This window comes from Blastococcus carthaginiensis, from assembly GCF_030731085.1.
In the GTDB taxonomy this organism is placed as follows: domain Bacteria; phylum Actinomycetota; class Actinomycetes; order Mycobacteriales; family Geodermatophilaceae; genus Blastococcus; species Blastococcus carthaginiensis.
This window is the reverse complement of the sequence record NZ_JASNFN010000001.1, coordinates 323,763-346,417: the sequence shown is the minus strand read 5'-3', so window position 1 is coordinate 346,417 and position 22,655 is coordinate 323,763. Positions and strand designations below refer to the sequence as shown.

General features: G+C 74.6%; 20 protein-coding genes. 12 read left to right on the top strand and 8 right to left on the bottom strand.

Annotated elements, in window-relative coordinates; translation table 11 throughout:
• Positions 1-207: 207 nt before the first annotated feature.
• On the bottom strand, positions 208-2,232 hold the full coding sequence (locus QOZ88_RS01650; RefSeq protein WP_305998087.1) for an LCP family protein: 2,025 nt from the start codon (positions 2,230-2,232) through the stop codon (positions 208-210).
• Between the two features lie 180 nt (positions 2,233-2,412).
• Here QOZ88_RS01650 and QOZ88_RS01645 point away from each other — a divergent pair, with 180 nt between their 5' ends.
• A complete protein-coding gene (locus QOZ88_RS01645) occupies positions 2,413-3,375 on the top strand; it encodes a hypothetical protein (RefSeq protein ID WP_305998276.1) in 963 nt (320 codons plus the stop codon).
• Between the two features lie 24 nt (positions 3,376-3,399).
• Here QOZ88_RS01645 and QOZ88_RS01640 read toward each other — a convergent pair whose 3' ends face one another.
• Both QOZ88_RS01640 and QOZ88_RS01635 read right to left on the bottom strand, forming a co-directional pair.
• Complete coding sequence (locus QOZ88_RS01640) at positions 3,400-3,858, bottom strand: DUF2795 domain-containing protein (protein ID WP_091931005.1); 459 nt, start codon at positions 3,856-3,858, stop codon at positions 3,400-3,402.
• Between the two features lie 58 nt (positions 3,859-3,916).
• Positions 3,917-4,126, bottom strand: coding sequence for a hypervirulence associated TUDOR domain-containing protein (locus QOZ88_RS01635; RefSeq protein ID WP_091931004.1), 210 nt, complete (start codon positions 4,124-4,126; stop codon positions 3,917-3,919).
• A 102-nt stretch (positions 4,127-4,228) separates the two neighbouring features.
• On the opposite strand from QOZ88_RS01635, the gene QOZ88_RS01630 reads away from it, so the two are divergent.
• From QOZ88_RS01630 to cysD, 6 genes are all read left to right on the top strand, one after another.
• A complete protein-coding gene (locus QOZ88_RS01630) occupies positions 4,229-5,023 on the top strand; it encodes a siderophore-interacting protein (protein ID WP_305998086.1) in 795 nt (264 codons plus the stop codon).
• 195 nt (positions 5,024-5,218) lie between these two features.
• A complete protein-coding gene (locus QOZ88_RS01625; protein ID WP_305998085.1) occupies positions 5,219-5,947 on the top strand; it encodes a response regulator transcription factor in 729 nt (242 codons plus the stop codon).
• Complete coding sequence (locus tag QOZ88_RS01620) at positions 5,944-7,422, top strand: sensor histidine kinase (RefSeq protein ID WP_305998084.1); 1,479 nt, start codon at positions 5,944-5,946, stop codon at positions 7,420-7,422. The genes QOZ88_RS01625 and QOZ88_RS01620 overlap by 4 nt, the downstream gene beginning before the upstream one ends.
• A 22-nt stretch (positions 7,423-7,444) precedes the next feature.
• Positions 7,445-8,167, top strand: a complete 723-nt coding sequence (locus QOZ88_RS01615; protein ID WP_305998083.1) for a PaaI family thioesterase — start codon at positions 7,445-7,447, stop codon at positions 8,165-8,167.
• Positions 8,164-8,910: an inositol monophosphatase family protein gene (locus QOZ88_RS01610; protein ID WP_305998082.1), complete on the top strand. Its 747-nt coding sequence runs from the start codon at positions 8,164-8,166 to the stop codon at positions 8,908-8,910. Before QOZ88_RS01615 ends, QOZ88_RS01610 begins: the two co-directional genes overlap by 4 nt.
• Positions 8,911-8,993: 83 nt before the next feature.
• Positions 8,994-9,902 carry a sulfate adenylyltransferase subunit CysD gene (gene cysD, locus QOZ88_RS01605; RefSeq protein ID WP_305998081.1) on the top strand — a complete coding sequence of 303 codons (909 nt, stop codon included), beginning with the start codon at positions 8,994-8,996 and terminating at the stop codon, positions 9,900-9,902.
• On the opposite strand, the gene QOZ88_RS01600 is transcribed toward cysD, so the two are convergent.
• A complete protein-coding gene (locus QOZ88_RS01600) occupies positions 9,893-10,114 on the bottom strand; it encodes a hypothetical protein (protein ID WP_305998080.1) in 222 nt (73 codons plus the stop codon). The two genes, cysD and QOZ88_RS01600, sit on opposite strands and share 10 nt — an antisense overlap.
• Positions 10,115-10,182: 68 nt before the next feature.
• On the opposite strand from QOZ88_RS01600, the gene QOZ88_RS01595 reads away from it, so the two are divergent.
• Positions 10,183-11,505 carry a sulfate adenylyltransferase subunit 1 gene (locus tag QOZ88_RS01595; protein ID WP_305998079.1) on the top strand — a complete coding sequence of 441 codons (1,323 nt, stop codon included), beginning with the start codon at positions 10,183-10,185 and terminating at the stop codon, positions 11,503-11,505.
• A gap of 97 nt (positions 11,506-11,602) precedes the next feature.
• On the opposite strand, the gene QOZ88_RS01590 is transcribed toward QOZ88_RS01595, so the two are convergent.
• The 3 genes from QOZ88_RS01590 to QOZ88_RS01580 all read right to left on the bottom strand — a co-directional run bounded on the left by QOZ88_RS01590 (position 11,603) and on the right by QOZ88_RS01580 (position 13,626).
• Positions 11,603-12,919 (bottom strand): cytochrome P450, encoded by a 1,317-nt coding sequence (locus QOZ88_RS01590; protein WP_305998078.1) that lies wholly within the window; start codon positions 12,917-12,919, stop codon positions 11,603-11,605.
• 78 nt (positions 12,920-12,997) lie between these two features.
• Complete coding sequence (locus QOZ88_RS01585) at positions 12,998-13,162, bottom strand: hypothetical protein (RefSeq protein ID WP_170852344.1); 165 nt, start codon at positions 13,160-13,162, stop codon at positions 12,998-13,000.
• Positions 13,163-13,236: 74 nt separating this feature from the next.
• Positions 13,237-13,626 (bottom strand): ATP-binding protein, encoded by a 390-nt coding sequence (locus tag QOZ88_RS01580; RefSeq protein WP_305998077.1) that lies wholly within the window; start codon positions 13,624-13,626, stop codon positions 13,237-13,239.
• Between the two features lie 214 nt (positions 13,627-13,840).
• On the opposite strand from QOZ88_RS01580, the gene QOZ88_RS01575 reads away from it, so the two are divergent.
• Complete coding sequence (locus QOZ88_RS01575; protein WP_305998076.1) at positions 13,841-14,209, top strand: hypothetical protein; 369 nt, start codon at positions 13,841-13,843, stop codon at positions 14,207-14,209.
• Here QOZ88_RS01575 and hrpA read toward each other — a convergent pair.
• Positions 14,206-18,144, bottom strand: coding sequence for an ATP-dependent RNA helicase HrpA (hrpA, locus tag QOZ88_RS01570; RefSeq protein ID WP_305998075.1), 3,939 nt, complete (start codon positions 18,142-18,144; stop codon positions 14,206-14,208). The two genes, QOZ88_RS01575 and hrpA, sit on opposite strands and share 4 nt — an antisense overlap.
• A gap of 176 nt (positions 18,145-18,320) precedes the next feature.
• Here hrpA and QOZ88_RS01565 point away from each other — a divergent pair, with 176 nt between their 5' ends.
• From QOZ88_RS01565 to QOZ88_RS01555, 3 genes are all read left to right on the top strand, one after another.
• Positions 18,321-18,821, top strand: coding sequence for a MarR family winged helix-turn-helix transcriptional regulator (locus tag QOZ88_RS01565; protein ID WP_305998074.1), 501 nt, complete (start codon positions 18,321-18,323; stop codon positions 18,819-18,821).
• Positions 18,818-20,587, top strand: coding sequence for an MDR family MFS transporter (locus QOZ88_RS01560; RefSeq protein ID WP_305998073.1), 1,770 nt, complete (start codon positions 18,818-18,820; stop codon positions 20,585-20,587). Before QOZ88_RS01565 ends, QOZ88_RS01560 begins: the two co-directional genes overlap by 4 nt.
• Positions 20,588-20,834: 247 nt before the next feature.
• Entirely contained in the window at positions 20,835-22,646 is a 1,812-nt protein-coding gene (locus tag QOZ88_RS01555; RefSeq protein WP_305998072.1) for an acyl-CoA dehydrogenase, read from the top strand.
• The last annotated feature ends 9 nt before the right edge of the window (positions 22,647-22,655 follow it).

Here is a 22,655-nt window from a genome sequence, read left to right as displayed (position 1 = left end):
CCGGGGTCTCACAGCCGACGGCCAGGATCGAGTGGTCTACACCTTCTTCGGGCCGCTGGCACTCGTCGGCGCGCTGGTCATGTGCGTCGCATGGTGGCGTGGGACGCGACGCCGGTGAGGACCTCGGACGGCATCGGACAGGCGGCGAGCCGGGCCCGCAACTGTTTCCGAGTGGGCCGCTGAGGGCGGACGTCGGCAGGCGGGGCTCTAGCAGCGGACTGCGGCCGCCTCCGGTTCGGGGGCGGCCGCTGCCGTGTCCGGCGCCACCTGGACGGGTTCCGGGGCGCCGATCTCGACCGGGACGACCGTGGAGTAGCCCGGGCCGATGACCAGCTGCACCGCGTCGCCGAGCGCGTCGCTGGGCTGCAGCACCGCACCGGGGACGGCGGCGGCCACGGTGCGCGCCCGGTCCAGCGCGGCCGGCCCGTACCGGACGACGCTCTCGTTCACGGCGCCGGGCTCGTTCCCCACCGTGCCGATGCCGAAGCCCTGCCCGCGGAGGGCGTCGGCCACCGTCGCGGCCAGGCCGGTGGTGGCGGTGCCGTTCAGCACGTCGACGGTGATCTCCCCGGGGGCCGCGGTGAGCGGCTCGGGCACGGACGGCGCCACCGGCTCGGGCGCCGGCTCCGGCTCGGCCACGCCCGGCGCCGCGTCCGGGACGGCCAGGAGCTCGGCGGGCACCCCGGCGCCGTCGATGACCTCGTCGAACAGCGACCGGGTGGCCGGCGCATCGAGGACGACGTACGCCCGGTCGGTTCCAGCCGGTACGTACCCCACCTGCGCGACCGGCAGCCCGGCGCGCTGCACCGCGTCGCCGGAGAGGTCGCCGAGGGTCCCGGCGAGCGCGCGCAGATCACCCAGCGTCGTCTGGTCGTCGACGGTCAGCGCGTCCGACGCGCGGGACAGGAAGCGCGTCAGCGTGACGGGGTCGAGCAGCGTGTCCGCGGACATCGCCGCCCGCAGGGTCGAGGTGAGCAGGCGCTGCGCCCGCTCGGCGACGGCCGCCCCGGTGACGTCGACGCCGCTGTCGTCCGGCTGCAGGAAGCCCGACGCCGCGTCGCCGGAGAGCTCCGAGGGGCCGGCCACGGGCGGGGTCGCCGCGGCCGCGGTCGCTGCGGTGGGGACGATGCAGACGGGGACGCCGCCCAGGGCGTCGACCATCCCCGGGAGTCGGGTGAGGTCCACGCCCAGGTAGTGGTCGACCCGGAGCCCGGACAGCTGCTGGATCACCCGCACCATGCACGCCGGCCCGCCGTCGAGCAGCGAACTCGCGAACGCCTCGGTGACCGGGTTGCGCAGGGTGCCCTCGGGGGTGCGGCACATCGGGGTGTCCACGAGGGCCGTGGGAGGCACGCTGACCAGCGCCGCACGGTCACCCTCGGCCGAGACGGAGACGAGGAGGGTGGCCACGGAGTCCGCCCCGGTCTGCCCGGGGACCCCGGTGCCGACCACCAGGTAGGTCTCTGCGGCGTCCTGGAGGTCGGGGGCGAGGATCTCCGGACCGTCGAGGGCCAGCGCGTCGACCCGGTCGATGCGCTGGTCGACGTAGAAGTAGAGGGCCAGGTGGTACAGGACGACGACGCCCACGACGGCGGCCAGCGCCGTGACGGCACGCATCAGGCGCCTGCGGCCCGGGCTGCGCGGCGGGCGGCCGGCCGGCACCCGACGGCGGGTGGCGCCCGACGGGGGCGGCGCAGCCAGGCCGGGGAGCGGGGGGATGGGGCCGCTGCGCCGGGAGGGCCGTTCGTCGGGCGCCCACGCTGCCGGCGTCCCGGCCGGACCGGTCCGTGCAGGCGGTCGCGGCTGGGCAGCGGGGACGGGCGGGAACCCCGGCCGGGCGCCGGGGACCGGCGGGAGGCCGGGCTGGACACGCGGGACGTTCCCGGCTTGCGCGGCGCCGGGAACCGGTGGGAGCCCCGACCGGACGGCGGGATCGTCCGCGGCACCGCCCCGCGCTCGCTCGCCGCGGTCGGCCGGCCGGGACGGGGCACCGTCCCGGCGGTCGTCCGCCCCCGTCCGGCGGGCGTCGGGCGCCGCGGCGCCGCGGCGGGAGGCCGGCTGCGCGGCGCTGCGCCGGGCGGCCCGTCGGCCACCGACGTCGTTGCCCTGCCGGGCGAGCAGTTGCTCCACCGTCACCGGCTCGGCGGCGCCGCCCTCCGGGGTGCGCCCGCGGCGCTTGCGACCGGGGAGGTCGCGGTCACCCGCGTCGTCCCACGTCGGCTGATCCCCCACAGGTGTCGACACCTTCTCGTCGTCCGCATGTCCGTGCCCGTCGTCCCACGATACGGGCGGATCTGCGATGACCACGCCGACGCGCGGGGCACTCCCGAGCCGGCACCACCTCCGTCGGGTGGACCGGGCACGATCGGATGGTGGCCCACGGGCGCACTGCGTAGCGTTCGCACGGTGCGCATGCCCTCCGTGCCCGGCCCCTCCGACGTCGTCGCGCTGGTAGGAGGCGTGCGGGACGGCCTCGGTGACGCGCTCGCGCTCGTGCCCCGCGCCGCGGCCGTGCTCGGCGAGCTGGAAGGGCTGCTCGGCCGGGTGTCCGGCGCCGTCGACCGCGTGGATGCGTTGCTGGACCGCGCGGACGGGGCGATCACCCGGCTGGACGCCACGCGCGCCACCGCCGACGAGGCGATCGCGGGGATCGGTGAGACCCGGCGGAACGCCGACGAGGCGATCGCTGGGATCGGTGAGACCCGCCGGAACGCCGACGACGCCATCACCGACATGGGCACCACCCGCCAGCGGGCCGAGCAGGCGATCACCGACATGGGCAGCACCCGCCAGCGGGCCGAGCAGGCCATCACCGACATGGGCACCACCCGCCAGCGCGCCGACGACGCCATCACCGACATGGGCGCCACCCGCCAGCGCGCCGACGATGCCATCACCGACATGGGCAGCACCCGCCAGCGCGCCGAGCAGGCCATCACCGACATGGACGGCACCCGCCAGCGGGCCGAGCAGGCCGTGACCGACGTCGGCAGCACGGTCGGGCGGGCGGACGAACTCGTCGGCCGGGCCGAGGGGATGGTCGGCCGGGCGGAGCCGCTGCTCGCCGACTACGAGCCGGCCCTCGTCGCGCTGGCGCCGTCGCTGCGGCGGCTGGCGGCCGAGTTCGACGCGACGGAGGTCGACGCGCTCATCACGCTGATCGACCGGCTGCCGCAGGTGCTCGGCCACCTGGACGACCAGGTGCTGCCCGCTCTCAAGGGACTCGAGAACGTGGGCACCGACGTCCACGACCTGGTCGACACCGTGCAGGACATGCGGCAGATCGTGAAGGGCTTCCCCGGCTCGCGGTTGTTCCCCCGCCGCGGCGCCGAGGAGATCGCGGCGCACGTGGCGCGGGAGGGGGCCGGCGGCTGAGCCGGCGCCCTCGCCGCCCGTGGGTCAGGAGTCCTGCGCGGGCTCCGAGGCCCCGGGGCCAGGGCCGGTCTCGGTCGGGTACCCCAGGGCCCGGACGACGTCGCCGATCCGCTCGAACGTCTCGCCCTGCGGCAACCGCTCCAGCTCGGCGACGACGACGTCGGGCGCCCGGTGGTCGCGCGCGGCCTCGACCAGGTCGGGTCCGCTGCTCGGGAAGTCGGCCCGGTCCAGCCAGCGCGACAGCTCGGCGCGGGCCACCACGGCGTCCTCGTCCATGCCCACCGGCGTCCCGCCGACGAGCGTGCCCGCCGGGTCCGCGTCGATGTCCGGCTGCCCCTCGGCGACCGGCTCCACCTCGCGCCACTCGTGCGCCCGGGTGGCCCGCTCGGCCTTGAGCATGCCCTGGACCTCGTGCTCGAGCTCCTCGTCGAGCCGGGGGTTGTGCTTGGTGCTGCGCGAGGACGCGCCTGCGGACTCGGTCACGTGTGCCTCCTGTTGATCGGGCCCGGCAGCGCCGGGCCGTGGGTCCGTCCGCGAAGGATCAGGCCTCGTCGAGCGCGCCGGGCTTGTGCACCGCGGTGCGCCCGGACTTGTCGCTGCGGACCTCGTACTGCGGGTCGTCCTTGCTGGCGCGCACGGTGCGACCAGAGGCCTCGGTGTCGGACGTGATCTTCTTCTCCACCGTGCCCTCGGTCTTCGACCCGTGGCTCTTCCAGGCGACGTGGTCGCCCTTCTCGAAGTCGTCGGCCATCGTCTTCTCCTTCGTCGGACGGTGCTGCCCCTGCCGGTGCCCGCAGCGCGGTGCGCACACACATCGGGGGCCCGATCGCCTGCCCGCCTAGGCTCGGACGACGTGACCACCGCGAACGACGCCGCCCTCGTGGACGGTCTGCGCCCGGTCGACGTCCTCACCGTCGTCGCGGTCACCGACGTGACCCCCTCGGTCCGCCGGGTGACGCTGTCGGGGACGCCGGAGGCCGTGGCCGCCGCCGGGCCCACGGTGAACCTCCTGGTGCCGCGGGTGGACGATGCCGCTCCCCGCTGGCCGCTCCTCCAGCGCGACGGCCGCGTGGTGTGGCCCGACGGCAGCCACGGCGTGGCGCTGCGCAGCTACACCGCCCGCCGGCAGGACCCAGCCGTGGGCGAGGTGGACATCGATTTCGTGCTGCACGGCGACGGCCCGGCCGCGTCCTGGGCCGCCGCGGCACGCCCCGGCGCCCTGCTCGGCGTCGCCGGCGCCGCCTCGCTCGCCGAGCGCCCGGCCCGGTGGCTGCTCCTGGTGGCGGACGAGACGGCGCTGCCCGCGGTGAGCCGCATCCTCGGCGCCGCCCCGATCGACAGCACCGGGATCGCCTACCTCGAGGTCGCCGGCCCCGAGGAGGAGCAGGGGCTGGCCGGCCCGCCGGGGGTCGAGCTGCGCTGGCTGCACCGGGGCGCCACCCCGCCCGGGGAGAGCACGCTGCTCGTCGACGCCGTGGCCTCGCTGGAGCGGCCCCCGGGCGACGACGTGTTCGCCTGGGTGGGCGCGGAGTCGGCCGCCGTGCGCGCCATCCGCGCCGACCTGCGCGGGCGCTGGGGGCTGGGCCGGGCCCAGCACCACGCGATCGGCTACTGGCGGCGCGGGCGCGCCATGTCCCCCGCCGGCTGACCCGGTACCGACAAGGTGCGCGGATGCACACTCTGCCGCGCGGAAACTGCGCATCGGCGTACACCGTCGGTGCTCTCCCCGCCTCGCGACTGACCCGCTCCCAGCGGGTTCACAGGTAGCGTCCAGACCCACTGCAGCCGGCGCGCCCACCCTGGGTGCATGTCAACGGCACCGGCGCACGCCCCCGGAGGAACGATGTCCGGCACCCAGCCCACCGGGCGCACGGCCCCCGAGGCCCGCCTGCTCGTGGTGGACGACGAGCCGAACATCCGCGAGCTGCTCTCGGCGAGCCTCCGCTACGCGGGCTTCGAGGTGGCCACCGCCGCGGACGGCCAGCAGGCTCTCGCCCTGGCCGCCTCGTTCCGGCCGGACCTGCTGGTGCTCGACGTGATGATGCCCGGGCTGGACGGCTTCGGCGTCGTCCGGCGTCTCCGCGAGAGCGGCCGCCACACCCCGGTGCTCTTCCTCACCGCCCGGGACGCCGCGGAGGACAAGGTCTCCGGCCTGACGCTCGGCGGCGACGACTACGTCACCAAGCCGTTCAGCCTGGACGAGGTCGTGGCACGCATCCGCGCCGTGCTGCGGCGCACCGTCGGCGCGCAGCGGGCCGCCGAGGCCCCGCGGCTGACGTTCGCCGACATCGAGCTGGACGAGGAGAGCCACGAGGTCATCAAGGCCGGCGAGGTCATCAGCCTCTCCCCCACCGAGTTCAAGTTGCTGCGCTACCTGATGGCCAACGCCGGGCGGGTGCTCTCCAAGGCGCAGATCCTCGACCACGTGTGGAACTACGACTTCAACGGCGAGGCCAACGTCGTCGAGTCCTACATCTCCTACCTGCGCCGCAAGATCGACACGACCGAGCCGCGGCTGCTGCACACCATCCGGGGGGTCGGGTACACGCTGCGGCTGCCGCGGGGCGCATGACGGTTCCTCCCGCGCCGGTGCGGGGCCCACGGGTCCCGCTCCGGGTCACCCTCGTCGCGCTGACTGTGGCGCTGCTGAGCGCCGCCCTGCTGGCGACCGGGCTGGCCACCACCTCGCTGCTGCGCGACTACCTGCAGGACCAGCGGGACGCCGAGCTGGGGCTCTTCGTCGACTACAACCTGCGCCCCGACGTGGCCGCCGCCTGCCGCCAGCCCGGCGACCCCGCGCCCAACCCCTTGTACGTCGCGTGCCTCGCGCCCGACAGCGACGAGCCGGTGGTCCTCGGCGAGCCCCAGGGGCCGCGCGGGGACGACGTGCCCGAGCTGAGCGGCAAGGCGGTGGAGCGGCTCCGGGCGGACAACCGCCCGTTCACCGTCTGGGTCGACGGCGAGCGGTGGCGGATGACCTCGGGCCAGCTGCCCGGCGGGTACACCCTGGTCGTCGGCGACGACAACGCGGGCGTGGAACGGGCCATCTCCCGCCTGGTCCGCATCGAGCTGGTCGTGGGGCTCTCCCTCCTGGTGCTGCTGGGTGCCGCCGGGTACGTGCTGGTGCGCAACAGCCTCCGCCCGCTGGTCGACGTCGAGCGCACCGCCGCCGCCATCGCCGCGGGCGACCTCTCCCGGCGCGTCCCCGTCGGCGACGAGCGCACCGAGGTGGGCCGGCTCTCGACGGCGCTCAACGGCATGCTCGCCCGCATCGAGGCCGCCTTCCGCGCCCAGCAGGCGTCGGAGGAGCAGGCGCGCGGGTCCGAGCACCGGATGCGCCGGTTCGTCGCCGACGCCAGCCACGAGCTGCGCACCCCGCTGACCTCGATCCGCGGCTTCGCCGAGCTGTACCGCCAGGGCGCCGTGCGCTCGGAGGAGGATGTCGCCCGGCTGATGCAGCGCATCGAGGCCGAGGGCGGGCGCATGGGACTCCTCGTCGAGGACCTGCTGCTGCTGGCCCGCATGGACCAGCAACGGCCGCTGTCCGTGGCCCCGGTCGACCTCGCCGCGGTCGCCGGCGACGCGGTGCACGACGCCCGCGCCGTCCAGCCCGACCGGCCGATCAGCCTGCACCTGGACGAGTCGCTCACCGACGTCCCGGTCGTGCTCGGCGACGAGAGCCGGCTGCGCCAGGTGGTCGGCAACCTCGTCACCAATGCGCTCACCCACACCCCGCCGTCCACCCGGGTGCTGGTCTCCGTGGCCGAGGCCCCCGACGACGCCGATGCGCTGCTGCTGCGGGTCGCCGACGAGGGCCCGGGGATGGACCGGGCCGACGCCGACCGCGCGTTCGAGCGGTTCTACCGGGCGGACGCCTCCCGGACCCGCGCCGCCGGCGGCACCGGCCTCGGGCTGTCGATCGTCGCGTCGCTGGCCGCCGCCCACGGCGGGTCGGCGTCGCTGGAGACCGCGCCCGGCGAGGGGCTCGCGGTGACCGTGCGGCTGCCGCGGAGCGGGCCCTCCGGGGGTGGCGCACCCGCCGCCTGAGGCCGCTTGGGACCATCGCCCGGTGACGACGAACGACGGCGCTCCCGATCCCGGCGCTCCGGCCGACGCCGACCTGATGACCGCCTCGGTCGACCTGGCCGCGGCGCTGCGCGAGCTGATCGAGCTCTCGGCGACCACCACGGCGGATGCGACCGCGGTCCGCTCGGCCGCCGAGCTGGTGCGGGCGGCCACCGGGCAGCTCGAGGGCCCCCGCCGGCCGCTGTCCCAGCTGCCGCGCCTGGACGATCCCGCCGCCCGGCGGCGGACGTTCAACCCGGTCAGCGGCGTGGCCAACGGCATGGCCCCGCCGCTGCGGTTCCGGGTGACCGACGGCGTGGTCAGCGCCGAAGCCACGCTCGGCGCGGCTTACGAGGGCCCGCCCACGTTCCTGCACGGCGGGATGAGCGCGCTCTTCATGGACCAGGTGCTGGGTGACACCGCAGCCGTCAACGGGCTGTGGGGCATGACCGCGCACCTCGAGCTGGACTACCGGGGGCCGGTTCCCCTCGGCCGCCCGCTGGCCTTCCGCGGCTGGGTGGAGGAGACCTCGGGCCGCAAGTCGGTCATCGCCGGATCCATCGCGCTGGCCGACGCACCCGACCGGCCGCTGGTCGAGGCGCGCGGGATCTTCGTCATGCCCCGACCGGAGAAGCTGGAGAGCTACTTCGGCTCGGTCACCGACGTCTCCGGAGCGCACCGCCCGCCGGGCAACCCCGGGGACGCCACCGTCGTGGAGCAGGTGTGACCGGCGTAGGCCGGGACGTCGAGGTCGCCCAGGCGGCGGCCCGGGCCGCGGCGGACGCGCTGCTGCCGCTGCGGACCGGCGGCCCGGAGGGGCGCGCGCTGGGCGATGCCGGGGACGCCGCCGCGCAGCGGGCGATCCTCGGGGTGCTCACCGGCGCCCGCCCCGGGGACGCCGTGTTCAGCGAGGAGGCGGTGGACGACGCCCGCCGGCTGACCGCCGACCGCGTGTGGATCGTCGACCCGCTCGACGGCACCCGCGAGTACTCCGACCCGGCCCGCGGCGACTGGGCGGTGCACGTCGCCCTCTGGGCCGGGGGCGAGCTCGTGGCCGCCGCGGTGGCCCTGCCGGCGCTGGACGAAATGCACGTCACCGACCCGGCTCCGGCACTGCCGCCGCGCCCGGACGGACCGGTCCGCATCGCCGTCAGCCGCACCCGGCCCCCGGCCGAGGCGCAGGCCGTGGCCGACGCGCTCGGGGGCGAGCTGGTGCCGATGGGCTCGGCGGGCTACAAGGCGCTCGCGGTCGTGCGCGGGGAGGTCGACGCCTACGTGCACGGCGGCGGCATGTACCAGTGGGACTCCGCCGCACCGGTCGCCGTGGCCCGCGCGGCGGGGCTGGTGACCTGCCGGCTGGACGGGTCGCCGCTGGTCTACAACGCCCCCGATCCCTCGCTGCCGGACCTGGTCGTGGCCCGTCCCGAGCTGGCGCCCGAGGTGCTGGCTGCGGTCGCCGCGGCCCGATAGCGGAGACTGGGCGGGAATCCGCACCGATCCGATCGGGTTGCGCCGGTCGCCGACCCGATCCCTACCCCGTGGAGCATGCGCGCGTGACGACGCCCGACTACCGGCTCAGCCAGCTGGAGACGCTGGAGGCCGAGTCCATCCACGTCATCCGTGAGGTGGTCGCCGAGCTCGAGCGGCCGGTGCTGCTGTTCTCCGGCGGCAAGGACTCCATCGTGATGCTGGAGCTGGCCCGCAAGGCGTTCGCGCCCGCCCGCATCCCGTTCCCGGTCATGCACGTGGACACCGGGCTGAACTTCCCCGAGGTGCTGGCGTTCCGCGACCGGCGGGTCGCGGAGCTGGACGTCCAGCTCGTGGTCGCCTCCGTGCCCGACGCCATCGCGGCGGGCACCGTCAAGGAGGAGCCCAACGGCTCGCGCAACCGCATCCAGACGCCGGTGCTGCTGGACGCGGTCGAGGAGCACGGCTTCACCGCGCTGTTCGGGGGCGCCCGCCGGGACGAGGACAAGGCGCGGGCCAAGGAGCGCGTCTTCTCCTTCCGCGACGAGTTCGGCCAGTGGGACCCCAAGAACCAGCGCCCCGAGCTCTGGGACCTCTACAACGGCCGCATCCACCTCGGCGAGTCGATCCGGGTCTTCCCGCTGTCGAACTGGACCGAGCTGGACATCTGGCAGTACGTCCTGCGCGAGGAGATCGCCATCCCCCCGCTCTACCTCGCGCAGGAGCGGGACGTCGTCGAGCGCCAGGGGATGCTCTACGCGGTCAACGAGTTCATCCACCCGCGCGAGGGCGAGCAGGTCCAGCGCCGGAGCGTCCGCTACCGCACGGTCGGCGACGCCAACCTGACCGCCGCCGTCCCCTCCACCGCCGCCACGGTCGAGGAGGTCATCGCCGAGATCGCGGTGACCCGCATGACCGAGCGCGGGGCAACCCGCGGTGACGACAAGGTCAGCGACGCCGCCATGGAGGACCGCAAGAAGGAGGGCTACTTCTGATGCCCGCCGTCCTTGCTCCGGCGGCGCAGGCGGCCCACCAGCAGCCGCAGCACGACGGCGAGCAGCAGCAGCCCCGTCAGCCAGCCGGCGAGCTCCGGCGTCCCGCCCGGCCGCGCGCCCAGCAGCCCGCACACCCAGTCCGCCACGGCGAAGCCGACGACGTAGCCCGCGACCACGACGAGCAGTCCCGGCACGGCGAGCAACACGAACACCCGCTGCCTCCCCGGTCGACGGAGACCAGCGTCCGCCACGCCGCCGTCCTGCGCCAGGAGACCGCCCGATGACCGCCGCCCAGCCCGACGCCCCCGTCGACGTCCACTCGGCCGCCGCCGAGGCGGCCGCCGAGATCGCCACCGCGCGCAAGGACATCCTGCGCATCGCGACCGCCGGCTCGGTGGACGACGGCAAGAGCACGCTGATCGGCCGCCTGCTGTACGACAGCAAGGCCGTCTTCGAGGACCAGTACGAGGCGGTCGAGCGGGCCAGCAAGGGCGACTACGTCGACCTGGCGCTGCTCACCGACGGCCTGCGCGCCGAGCGCGAGCAGGGCATCACCATCGACGTCGCCTACCGGTACTTCGCCACCCCGCGGCGCACGTTCATCCTCGCCGACACCCCGGGCCACGTGCAGTACACGCGGAACATGGTCACCGGCGCCTCCACGGCCGACCTGGCGATCGTGCTGGTCGACGCCCGCAAGGGCATGCTGGAGCAGAGCCGGCGGCACGCCTTCCTCGCCTCGCTGCTGCGGGTGCCGCACCTGGTCGTCGCCGTCAACAAGATGGACCTCGTCGACTGGTCGGAGGAGACCTACGAGGCGATCCGCGACGAGTTCACCTCCTTCGCCGCCAAGCTCGACGTCCCCGACCTCACCGTGGTGCCGATCTCCGCGCTGCACGGCGACAACGTCGTCCGCCGGTCGGAGAACACGCCCTGGTACCAGGGCCCCTCGCTGCTGCACCACCTCGAGCACGTGCACGTGGCCAGCGACCGCAACCTGATCGACGTGCGCTTCCCGGTGCAGTACGTGATCCGGCCGCAGTCCGACGCGCACCACGACTACCGGGGCTACGCCGGGACCGTCGCCAGCGGCGTGCTGCGCCCCGGCGACGAGGTGCAGGTGCTGCCCAGCGGCCTGACGACGACGATCGCCGGCATCGACGGGCCCCGCGGCCCGGTCGAGGAGGCGTTCGCCCCGATGTCGGTGACCGTGCGGCTGGCCGACGACCTGGACGTCTCCCGCGGCGACCTGATCTGCCGGCCGGCGAACGCGCCGCACGTGACGCAGGACCTCGACGCGCTGGTGTGCTGGATGACCGACGAGCCGCTGCGCCCCCGGCAGCGGCTGGCCGTCAAGCACACGACCCGGTCGGTGCGGGCGGTGGTCAAGGAGCTGCAGTACCGGCTGGACGTGAACACGCTGCACCGCGAGCAGGACGCGACCGAGCTCGGCCTGAACGACATCGGCCGGGTGCGGCTGCGCACCACCCAGCCGCTGTTCGTGGACCAGTACTCGCGCAACCGCGTGACCGGGCGCTTCATCCTCGTCGACGAGGCGACCAACGCCACCGTCGGCGCGGGCATGCTGGTCCCCGGCAGCTGACGGACCGGTGGCGTCCTGGCTCACCTGACGGGGTCCTGGCTCACCGCCGACCGCGAGCCAGGACCCCGGACGACCAGGTGACCTGATCGACAAGGGGTCAGCGGGGCGCGACCGGGAGCACTCCGAAGCCGCGCAGGGTCTGCAGGTCCCGGCGCTCCGGGCGGCCGGCCACGCGCAGGCCCGGGAAGCGCTCGCCCAGTGCCTGCAGGCCCACGGCGCCCTCCAGCCGGGCCAGCCCCGCGCCCAGGCAGTAGTGGATGCCCCCGGAGAACGCCAGGTGCTCCCGCGCGTTGGCCCGGGTGACGTCGAACCGCGCCGGGTCGGGGAAGACGTCGGGATCGCGGTTCGCCGCGCCCAGCAGGAGGGTCACCCGCATGCCGGCGCCCACCCGCCGTCCGGCGAGCTCGAGGTCCGCGCGCGCCGTCCGGCCGGTCAGTTGCACGGGGCTGTCCAGCCGCAGCACCTCCTCGACGGCGTCGTCCCAGCTCGCGTCCCCACCGCGCAGGGCGTCCCACTGGTCGCGGTGCGCGTCCAGCAGCACCACGGCGTTGCCCAGCAGGTTGACCGTGGTCTCGAAGCCCGCGCCCAGGAGCAGCAGGACCGTGGCGTGCAGCTCCCGGTCGTCGAGCGCCTCGTCGGGCGGCAGGGTGACCAGCCGGCTGACCAGGTCCTCGCCGGGCTCCCGGCGGAGCCGCGCGAAGTGCTCGCCGAGGAAGCGGTGCATCGCCCGCAGCGCCCGCTCCGCGGCCAGGAAACGGCCCAGCGGCAGGCCCGGGTCGAGGGTGGCGGCCGCCGCCGCGCCCCAGCGGAGGAAGTCCTCGCGGCGCGCCACGGGGACGCCCAGGAGCTCGGCGATGACCAGCACGGGCAGCTGTGCCGCATAGGCCTCGACGAGGTCGACGACGCCGTCCCGGCGCTCGAGGTCGTCGAGCAGCCGCTCGGCGGTGCGCCGGACGGCCGGCTCGAACGCCGCCGTCGCCCGCGGGGTGAAGGCGCGGCTGACCAGCCGGCGGAACCGGGTGTGGTCGGGTGGGTCGACGACGAGCATGGACGGCGGCTCGGCCACCCCGGCCGCGGTGGGGTCGTCACCGAACTGCAGCGCCCAGCGGACGAGCCGCGGCGCCGTCGCGCGGTCCCAGCCCACGCCGAAGCGGTCGCTGCGCAGCACCTCCTGGGCCACGGGGTGGGACGTCGTGACCAGCCCCAGGCTGCTGCCGGTGAGCGGTCCGCGGGCGCGCAGCTCCTCGTACAGCCCGTAGGGCTGCTCGCGGAGGGCCGGGTCGCGCATCAGCCGGCCGACGGCGTCACCCCGGCGGGCGCTGCGGGAGAGGTACACCGCCGGCAGGCCGTGCCGGACCGCCCAGCGGGCCGCGGTGCGGGCGGGCCGGCTCAGCTGCTCCGCTGTGGCGCTCATCACCGCAGTGTGCCAACGCCGGGCCCCCACGTGGCACCGCCCCCGGCCCGGGAACGGGACGGGGGCGGTGCGGGGCGCTCAGGCCTGGTCGCCGGGGGCCGGTGCGGACCCCGGGTCGCCGTCCCAGTCCTTGCCCGCGACGTCGGCGTTCTCCGACGCGCTGTCGGTCTGGCCCGCCACGGTCTCGATCATCTCCTCGTCGGAGACGTCCTCACCGGCGGCGTGGGTGTTCGGCTCGCTCATCGCGCGGTCCCTCCTTCGGCTGGCTTCCTCCTCGCCGGTCCCCGATCGGCGAGCCCGGCAAACCAGCCGGTGCGTCACAGCCGGGGTGGGCGCAGCTCGAACCACACGCGCTTGCCGTCGCGGTGGTCCTCGCAGCCCCACCGGTCGGCGAGCACCTCCACCATGAGCATCCCCCGGCCCCGGGGGCGGTCCGGGGAGAACGGCTGCACCGCCGGGCGGGCGGGCGAGCAGTCGACGACGGCGAGGCGCAGCCAGTCCTCGGAGAGGGTCGCCTCCACGGTGAGGCAGGCGGTGCCGCCCACGTGGTCCACCACGTTCGCCACCAGCTCGGTGACCAGCAGGGCGGCGTCCTCGTGGTCCTGGCGGGCACCCCAGGACCGCAGCAGCTCGCGGACCAGCCGCCGGGCCACCGGCACGCTGGCGGCGACCGGGGGGAGGTCGAGGCTGGCGCTGAGCGTGGACATGCGGCGTTCCGTTCTGGCAGTGGGCGAGGGAGCAGCGGGAAGGCCCATCGCTGACGACATCGGCAGGGCGGCCGGAGAACTCAATACGTTGCCCACGACTATCCCCAGCGCCACCCGGATGCGCAACCCCCATTGCATGCAACCGCCGCTGCATGCAATGGGGGTTACATCTAGACTCCGCACGTCCTTGTCGCCCACACCTCGAGGAGCGCGCATGAGTGCCCCCCGGCCAACCGGAGACGACACGGCACTCGATGCGCTCGACGAGCTCGTCCGGCGCATCGACGAGTCGGTGGACGAGCTGGCCAGGGCGCGGGCGCGCGCCGAGGCGCTGCTGGCCGCCCGCCGGGCCGGCCAGCCGTGGCTGGAGCTGGTCACCGAGGAGTCCCGCCCGCTCGTCGTGGAGAGCATCTCCACGGTGCTGTCCTGCCTGGCGACCGCCGGTTCCCAGTGGCGCCGCGAGGAGGCGGCGGCCCTGCAGCGCGAGCAGGTGAGCATCAACCGGATCGCCGCCCTCTTCGGGGTCACCCGGCAGCGCATCTCGGCGTTGCTGAAGGAGAACGGGGCCGGGCCGGGGTCCTAGACGCCGATCGCGTCGATCGCCTTGTAGATGCGCTGCTCGGACACCGGGCGGGGCGTGCCCACGTTCTGGGCGAACAGCCCCACCCGCAGCTCCTCGAGCATCCAGCGCACCCGGGTCACCGGGTCGTCCGGCGCCCCGGTCGGGGGCACCTGCCTCCGCAGCTGCTCGTACTCCGCGGTCACGGCCGCGACCTGCTGCATCCACAGCTCGTCGCGCACCGCGTTGGCCGGCAGCTTCTCCAGCCGGTGCGCCATGGCCGTCAGGTACCGGACGACGTCGGGCAGCCGGCGGCGGCCGGTCGCGGCGACGAAACCCCGGTGCAGCAGCCCGGTCATCTGCCGCCGCAGGTCGGCCACGGCCGCGTCGGGCACCCGGCGGGCGGGCGCGCCGCCGATCGCGACCGCCACCTCGCGCGCCCGGGTCAGCACCGCCTCGACGCGCCCGACCGTGTCGACGGTGAGCCGGAGCAGCTGCCCCTTCGCCGCGGCGACCAGGGCGCCGAAGGAGGCCGCGTCGCGGGGCGGCCCCCCGGCGGCGGCGATCAGCTCGTCGGCGGCGGCGTCCACGCAGTCGGCGACCAGGTCGGGGATCTCGCCGTCCGGGTTGAACTGCAGGGCCAGCCGGGTGGCCGGGCCCAGCCCCTTGACCACCTGCTTGACCGGCGAGCCGGCGACCAGGACCAACAGCCGGCGGGCGCCGCGCCAGGTCAGCCGGGTCGCCTCGGCCTCGGTCGGGACGACGCGGATCCCCACCGTCGTCCCCTCGTCCACCAGCGCGGGGTACGCCGTGACGACGTGGGCGCCGCGACGCACCTCCACGGTGCGGGGCAGCTCGCCGAACTCCCAGGACGTGCACCCGGTGCGCTCGAGGTCCGAGGCCGCCCGCGCCAGACCGGCCCGGGCCTGCGGGGCCACCTGCGCCCTGAGCGCGGCGAGGTCCTTGCCGGTGGCCAGGGGCCGGTGCTGGTCGTCGAGCACGCGGAAGGTGGCGCGCAGGTGATCGGGCACCTGACCGGGCTGCCACGCGTCGGGCGGGACCACCACGCCCGCGGCCCGGCGCAGCTCGCGCTCCAGCGCCGGCAGCAGCGGCTCCCCCGGGTCGATCCCGGGCAGCACCGCCCGCACCCGGTCGGGGATGGGCACCAGCGCTCGGCGCAGGCCCTTGGGCAGGGTGCGCAGCAGCGCCGTCACCAGCTCCTCGCGCAGGCCGGGCACGGTGAAGGCCAGCGACTCCCCCGACGTCCGCTGGGCCACCGAGTCCAGCACGCCCAGCGGCACGTCGACCGTCACGCCGTCCTCGGCGCTGCCGGGGGCGAACGCGTACGAGAGGGGCAGGGTGAGCGCCTGGGACAGCCGCACCTCGTCGGGGAAGTCCTCCGGGCGGACCTGCGCCGCCGCGGCCGCGTTGGTGAGCATCTCCGGCGTGAAGGTGAGCAGGTCGGGTTGCTCGTGGCGGGCCCGCTTCCACCACGTGTCGAAGTGCCGGGTGGAGACGACGTCGGCGGGGACCCGCGCGTCGTAGAGCTCGAACAGCGTCTCGTCGTCGACGCCGATGTCGCGCCGGCGGGCGCGCTCCTCCAGCTCGGCGACCCGCTCGATCGCCCGCTGGTTCTCCGCCCAGAAACGGTGGTGGGTGGTCCACTCCCCCTGCACCAGCGCGTGCCGGATGAACAGCTCCCGGGAGACGGCCGGGTCGATGGAGCCGTACTGCACCCGGCGGCCGACCACGAGCGGCAGCCCGTAGAGGGTGACCCGCTCGGTGGCGACGACGGAGCCCCGCTTGGCGTCCCACCGCGGCTCGGAGTACTGGCGCTTGACCAGGTGGTCGGCGAGCTTCTCCACCGTCTCGGGGTCGATGCGGCCGACCGTGCGCGCGAACAGCCGGCTGGTCTCGACCAGCTCGGCGGCCACCACCCAGCGCGGCGGCTTCTTCGCCAGCGGCGTGCCGGGGGCGAGCACGAAACGGGTGTTCCGCGTGCCCAGGTACTCGCGGCCGGGACGACCGGGCTTCCCGTCCCGCGTCTTCACCACCTCCGCCTGCATGCCGACGTGGCTGAGGAGGCCGGCGAGCAGGGCGGCGGTGATGCCGCGCTCGTCAGGCTCGGTGGCGGCGCCGTTCAGCGTCATGCCGAGCCGGCGGGCGGTGCCGCGCAGCTGGCCGTGCAGGTCCTGCCACTCGCGGATGCGCAGGTAGTGCAGGAACTCCCGCTTCACCGTGCGGCGGAACTGGTTTCCGGACAACGCCTCCTGCTGCTCACCGAGGTAGCGCCACAGGTTCAGCAGGGCGAGGAAGTCGGAGTTCTCGTCGGCGAACCGGGCGTGCATCTGGTCGGCCGCCTGCTGGTGCTCGGTCGGCCGCTCGCGCGGGTCCTGGATGGTCAGCCCGGCCGCGATGACCAGCACCTCCTCCAGCACACCGCGCCGGTCGGCCTCGACCACCATGCGGGCCATCCGCGGGTCCAGCGGCAGCGCGGCCAGCGCCCGGCCGGTCGGGGTGAGCCGGCCGTGCTCGTCGAGCGCGTGCAGCTCCTCGAGCAGGGCCAGCCCGTCGGCGACCGCCCGCCGGTCCGGCGGGTCGACGAACGGGAAGTCCTCCACCGCGCCGAGGTCGAGCGCGGCCATCTGCAGCAGCACCGACGCCAGGTTGGTGCGCAGGATCTCCGGGTCGGTGAACTCGGGGCGGGACTCGTAGTCGGCCTCGGTGTAGAGCCGGATGGCGATGCCCGGCCCGAGCCGCCCGCAGCGACCGGAGCGCTGCCGGGCCGAGGCCTGGCTGACCGGCTCGATCGGCAGCCGCTGCACCTTCGTGCGATGGCTGTACCGGGAGATGCGCGCCGTGCCGGGGTCGATGACGTAGCGGATGCCCGGCACCGTCAGCGAGGTCTCGGCGACGTTGGTGGCCAGCACGATGCGCCGGCCGGTGTGCGGGGCGAAGACCTTGTGCTGGTCGGCCGCCGACAGCCGCGAGTAGAGGGGCACGATCTCGGTGCCCGGCAGCGCGCGGTCGGCGAGCGCGTCCTGGGTGTCGCGGATCTCCCGCTCGCCGGCGAGGAAGACGAGGATGTCCCCGGGCCCCTCGGCCACCAGCTCGTCGACGGCGTCCAGGATCGCCGTCACCTGGTCGCGGTCCTCGTCGGAGTCCGGGTCGTCGGGGTCGACGACCGGGCGGTAGCGCACCTCGACGGGGTACGTGCGCCCGCTGACCTCCACGACCGGCGCGCCGCTGAAGTGGGCCGCCACCCGCTCGACGTCGATCGTGGCCGAGGTGATGACCAGCTTCAGGTCCGGGCGCCGCGGCAGGATCTGGGCCAGGTAGCCCAGCAGGAAGTCGATGTTGAGGCTCCGCTCGTGGGCCTCGTCGATGACGATCGTGTCGTACTGGCGCAGCAGCCGGTCGTGCGCGATCTCGGCCAGCAGGACGCCGTCGGTCATCAGCTTGACCAGGGTCGCGTCCGACACCTGGTCGTTGAAGCGCATCTTGTAGCCGACGGTCTCGCCCAGCGGCGTCCCCAGCTCCTCGGCGATCCGCTCGGCCACGCTGCGCGCGGCGATCCGCCGGGGCTGGGTGTGCCCGATCCGGCCCCGCACGCCCCGGCCGAGCTCGAGGGCGATCTTGGGGAGCTGGGTGGTCTTGCCCGACCCTGTCTCGCCGGCGACGACGACGACCTGCGCGTCCCGGAGGGCGGCGGCGATGTCCTCGCGCCGCGCGCTGACCGGCAGGTCCTCGGGGTAGGAGATCGCCGGCACGGCCGCCCGGCGCCGGGCGATCCGCTCCTCGGCAGCGGCGACGTCGGCCGCGATGCGCTCGCGCTGCTGCTCACGGGCGCGCGCCTCCCTGGTGCGGCGCAACCCGTCGAGCCGGCGGCGCAGCCGGTGCTCGTCGGCCAGCGTCAACCCGGACAGCCGCGACCGGAGGTCGTCGTGCGGTGCGCTCACGGTCTGTCCCGGCGTCCTCTCCGTGCGATGGCCCCGCGGCCCTGACCGGACGGCGGGCAACCCGCCCAGGATCCCACCTCCGGCGCCGTGGCCGGGGACACATGACCAGATCGATGCATGCGCCCAGCAACAAGGTGTAGGTTGCATGCAGTTTCCACCGACACGCGAGGTTCCCCATGTCGACGTCCCCGTCCGAGGTGCGCCGCGATTCCGGGCTGCTGGCGCTCAGCGAGCAGATGCCCCGGTTCATGCGGCTCATCCACGGCATCAAGGCCCAGCACACGGCCGAAGGCGGCCGTGACCGGGCTGCGTCGGTCCTGCTCTTCCCGCTCCAGCGACTGGGGCCGTTGCGGCAGAGCGCGCTGGCCGAACTCGTGCACGCCGACCCCTCCACCATCAGCCGGCACATCACCCTCCTGGTCGAGCGCGGACTGGTGGTCCGCGTCGCGGACGAGTCCGACGGCCGGGCCAGCCGGCTGGTGCTCACCGACGCCGGGCACAGCGAGCTGGACGAGCTCCGCGCCGAGCGGGTGGCCTTCCTGCGCACCGTCGTCGCCGACTGGACCGACGACGAGCTGGCGACCTTCACCGGGCTCTTCGACCGGCTGCTCGACGGCATCGCCGCCACCCTCCCGAACGACCAGAACCCGTCTTCCTCCCGGCCGGTGTCCGCATGACCTCCACCCGCAGCACCGCAGCCGAGCGCAGGGGCGCCCGTGCAGCGGCCGCCGCACCCGACGCGAGCGGCGTCTTCAGCCACCGGCAGATCGTCACGATCCTGGCCGGTCTGATGGTCGCGATGTTCCTGGCCGCCCTGGACCAGACCGTGGTCGCCACCGCGATCCGCACGATCGCGGACGACCTGCAGGGCTACGACCTCCAGGCCTGGGCGACCACGGCCTTCCTGATCACGTCGACGATCGCGACGCCGCTGTACGGCAAGCTCTCCGACATCTACGGCCGACGGCCGTTCTACCTCTTCGCGATCGTGATCTTCGTGGTCGGCTCCGCGCTGTGCGGCCTCGCCGACACGATGTACCAGCTGGCCGCGTTCCGCGCGGTGCAGGGCATCGGCGCCGGTGGCCTGATGTCGCTCGCCCTGGCGATCATCGGCGACATCGTGCCGCCGCGGGAGCGCTCGCGGTACCAGGGCTACTTCATGGCGGTCTTCGGCACCTCGAGCGTGCTGGGCCCGGTCATCGGCGGCTTCTTCGCCGGCCAGGGCTCGCTGCTCGGCGTCGACGGCTGGCGCTGGATCTTCTGGGTCAACGTGCCCCTCGGGCTGCTCGCCTTCGCCGCGGTCTGGCGGGTGCTGCACCTGCCGCACGAGCGCCGCCCGCACCGGATCGACTGGCCGGGCGCCCTGGCGCTGATGACCTTCCTGGTGCCGCTGCTCGTCGTCGCCGAGCAGGGCCGCGTCTGGGGCTGGACCTCCTCCGGTGCGGTCACCTGCTACGTCATCGGCGCCGTCGGTTTCGCGCTCTTCGTGCTGGCCGAGCGGGCCTACCGGGACGACGCGCTGCTGCCCCTGCGGCTGTTCCGCAACCGCAGCTTCGCCGTCAGCGGCATCGGCTCGATCGTCATGGGCGCCGGGATGTTCGGCGGGCTGCTGCTGCTCCCGCAGTACCTGCAGATCGTGCAGGGCTCCAGCGCGACCGTGGCCGGGCTGCAGATGATCCCGCTGGTCGCCGGCATCATGGTCGGCGCGATGAGCTCGGGCATCGCCATCTCGAGGACCGGCAGGTACAAGGTGTTCCCGCTGGTCGGCATCGCCCTCATGGTGACGGCGCTGCTGTCCATGTCCTTCCTGGTCGACGCCGACACCTCGGTGTGGACGCTGGTGCCGTTCATGGTGCTGCTGGGCCTGGGGCTGGGTTTCAACTTCCAGCCGGTCATCCTCGCCGTGCAGAACGCCGTCTCCCCGCGGGAGATGGGCGTGGCCACCTCCTCGGTCACGTTCTTCCGGCAGATGGGCGGCACCATCGGGACGGCGGCGTTCCTGTCCATCCTGTTCACCCGGCTGCCGCAGGACATCGACGCCGCCGTCCAGGACACCGTGCGGGCCGACCCGGAGCTGGCCCCGCAGTTCCAGCAGCTCGGCGCCGGCAGCGGGGGCGCCCTCGACGACACCTCCTTCATCCAGGAGCTGCCGGCCGCGCTGGCCGAGCCGTTCAAGGTCGGTTTCTCGAACTCGATCGACCTGGTGTTCCTCATCGCCGCCGGCGTCGTGGCGGTCGGGTTCTTCGTCTTCCTGTTCCTCCCCCAGCTCGCGCTGAGCACCCAGTCGGGCATCCAGGCCCGGCAGGGCGAGGCGGCCGGGACGGCGACCAGCGACCCCGGCGACCCGGCCGAGGAGGCCACCGAGGCCGTGGGCGCGGCCGCACCCACCTCGGTCCCGCCGCCGGTGGGGCAGCCGGGCGACACCCCCCGCGTTCCCCGCTGACCCCGGCAGCCGACGACCCCTTCCCGCACCGCGGGAGGGGGTCGTCGAGCACCACGGGGCGGCACACAGCCGTCGTCCTCTCCTCGAACAGCGGCGACCGCTCGGCGCACGGCATCACGTCCGGGCCGGTCCGTGCTCCTCGGATCGGCTGCGGGCGCTCCCCGCCCCGCCCCCGCCGGGCCGCCGGGCGTCCGGCTTAGTGTGGAGTGGTTCGCACCTCGCCGCCGTACCCGCGCCTGGAGATCCCGTGCCGTCGTCGTCGCTGATCCTGTCCCGCCGTGACCTGGACTTCCTGCTCAACGAGTGGCTCGACGTCGAGTCCCTGACCAAGCGGGCCCGGTTCACCGAGCACTCGCAGGAGACGTTCGACGCGGTGCTGGACCTGGCCGAGCAGATCGCCACCGAGCACTTCGCCCCGCACAACCGCAAGGCCGACGAGAACGAGCCGCGGTTCGTCGACGGCAAGGTCGAGCTGATCCCGGAGGTCGCCGAGGCGCTGCGGGTCTTCGCCGACGCCGGGCTGATGGCCGGCGAGTTCGACGAGGAGTTCGGCGGCATGCAGCTGCCGCACGTGGTCGGGCAGGCCGTCTTCGCCTGGTTCAAGGCGGCCAACGTGGGCACCTCGGCCTACCCGTTCCTGACGATGGGCAACGCCCGCCTGCTGCTGGCGCACGGCAGCCGGGAGCAGATCGACACCTACGTCGCGCCGGAGGTCGAGGGCCGCTGGTTCGGCACCATGGCGCTGTCGGAGCCCCAGGCCGGCTCCTCGCTCGCCGACATCACCACGAAGGCGGTGCCGCAGGACGACGGCACCTACCGGCTCAGCGGCAACAAGATGTGGATCTCCGGCGGCGACCACGAGCTGACCGAGAACATCGTCCACCTGGTGCTGGCCAAGATCCCCGGCGGCCCGCCCGGGGTGAAGGGCATCTCGCTGTTCATCGTCCCGAAGTTCCTGGTGAACGCCGACGGCTCGCTCGGTGAGCGCAACGACGTCGTCCTGGCCGGGCTGAACCACAAGATGGGCTACCGGGGGACGACGAACACGCTGCTGAACTTCGGCGAGGGCGTGCACACGCCCGGCGGGCAGCCCGGCGCCGTCGGCTACCTGGTGGGCGAGCAGCACAAGGGCCTCACCTACATGTTCCACATGATGAACGAGGCCCGGATCGGCGTCGGGATGGGCGCGACGGTGCTGGGCTACACCGGCTACCTGCACGCGCTCGAGTACGCGCGCACCCGCACCCAGGGGCGCCCGGCCGGCGCCAGGACGACGGCGTCCACGGACGTCGCCTCCCCGATGGTGCCGATCGTCCAGCACCCCGACGTCCGCCGGATGCTGCTGGCCGCGAAGTCCTACGCCGAGGGCGGCCTGGCGCTCGGGCTGTACTGCGCGCGCCTGGTCGACGAGGAGCAGACCGCCGAGACGCAGGAGGAACGCGACCGCGCCCACCTGCTGCTGGACATGCTCACCCCGATCGCCAAGGCGTGGCCCTCGCAGTGGGGGCTGGCCGCGAACGACCTCGCCATCCAGGTGCACGGCGGCTACGGCTACACCCGCGACTACCCCGTCGAGCAGTTCTACCGGGACAACCGGCTCAACCCGATCCACGAGGGCACCCAGGGCATCCAGTCGCTCGACCTGCTCGGCCGCAAGGTCGTCATGCAGGGCGGCGCCGGGCTCGCGCTGCTGGGCGAGACGATCAGCGCGACGACCGCCCGCGCCGCCGGGACGCAGTGGGCGGGCTTCGCCGCCGACCTCGACGCCGCGGTGGCCCGGATGGGGTCGGTGACGGCGACCCTGTGGGGCACCGGCGACCCCGACCTGACCCTGGCGAACTCGCACGTCTACCTGGAGGCCGCCGGGCACGTCGTCGTCGCCTGGCTGTGGCTGGAGCAGGCGCTGGCCGCCGAGGCGGGCAGCACCGACTTCCACGAGGGCAAGCGCGCCGCGGCCCGGTACTTCTGGCGCTGGGAGCTGCCCCGCACGCGGGCCTGGTTCGACCTGCTGGAGTCGCTGGACCGCACGGTGCTCGACGCCCGCGACGCCTGGCTCTGAGACGACGAC

Excerpts from the sequence above, each read along its gene's own strand:
- QOZ88_RS01585 (WP_170852344.1), bottom strand. The coding sequence starts at position 13,162 with ATGAGCGAGCCGAACACCCACGCCGCCGGTGAGGACGTCTCCGACGAG.
- QOZ88_RS01590 (WP_305998078.1), bottom strand. The coding sequence starts at position 12,919 with ATGAGCGCCACAGCGGAGCAGCTGAGCCGGCCCGCCCGCACCGCGGCC.
- QOZ88_RS01595 (WP_305998079.1), top strand. The coding sequence starts at position 10,183 with ATGACCGCCGCCCAGCCCGACGCCCCCGTCGACGTCCACTCGGCCGCC.
- QOZ88_RS01560 (WP_305998073.1), top strand. The coding sequence starts at position 18,818 with ATGACCTCCACCCGCAGCACCGCAGCCGAGCGCAGGGGCGCCCGTGCA.
- QOZ88_RS01635 (WP_091931004.1), bottom strand. The coding sequence starts at position 4,126 with ATGGCCGACGACTTCGAGAAGGGCGACCACGTCGCCTGGAAGAGCCAC.
- QOZ88_RS01645 (WP_305998276.1), top strand. The coding sequence starts at position 2,413 with ATGCCCTCCGTGCCCGGCCCCTCCGACGTCGTCGCGCTGGTAGGAGGC.
- QOZ88_RS01625 (WP_305998085.1), top strand. The coding sequence starts at position 5,219 with ATGTCCGGCACCCAGCCCACCGGGCGCACGGCCCCCGAGGCCCGCCTG.
- QOZ88_RS01580 (WP_305998077.1), bottom strand. The coding sequence starts at position 13,626 with ATGTCCACGCTCAGCGCCAGCCTCGACCTCCCCCCGGTCGCCGCCAGC.
- QOZ88_RS01575 (WP_305998076.1), top strand. The coding sequence starts at position 13,841 with ATGAGTGCCCCCCGGCCAACCGGAGACGACACGGCACTCGATGCGCTC.
- QOZ88_RS01620 (WP_305998084.1), top strand. The coding sequence starts at position 5,944 with ATGACGGTTCCTCCCGCGCCGGTGCGGGGCCCACGGGTCCCGCTCCGG.
- QOZ88_RS01565 (WP_305998074.1), top strand. The coding sequence starts at position 18,321 with ATGTCGACGTCCCCGTCCGAGGTGCGCCGCGATTCCGGGCTGCTGGCG.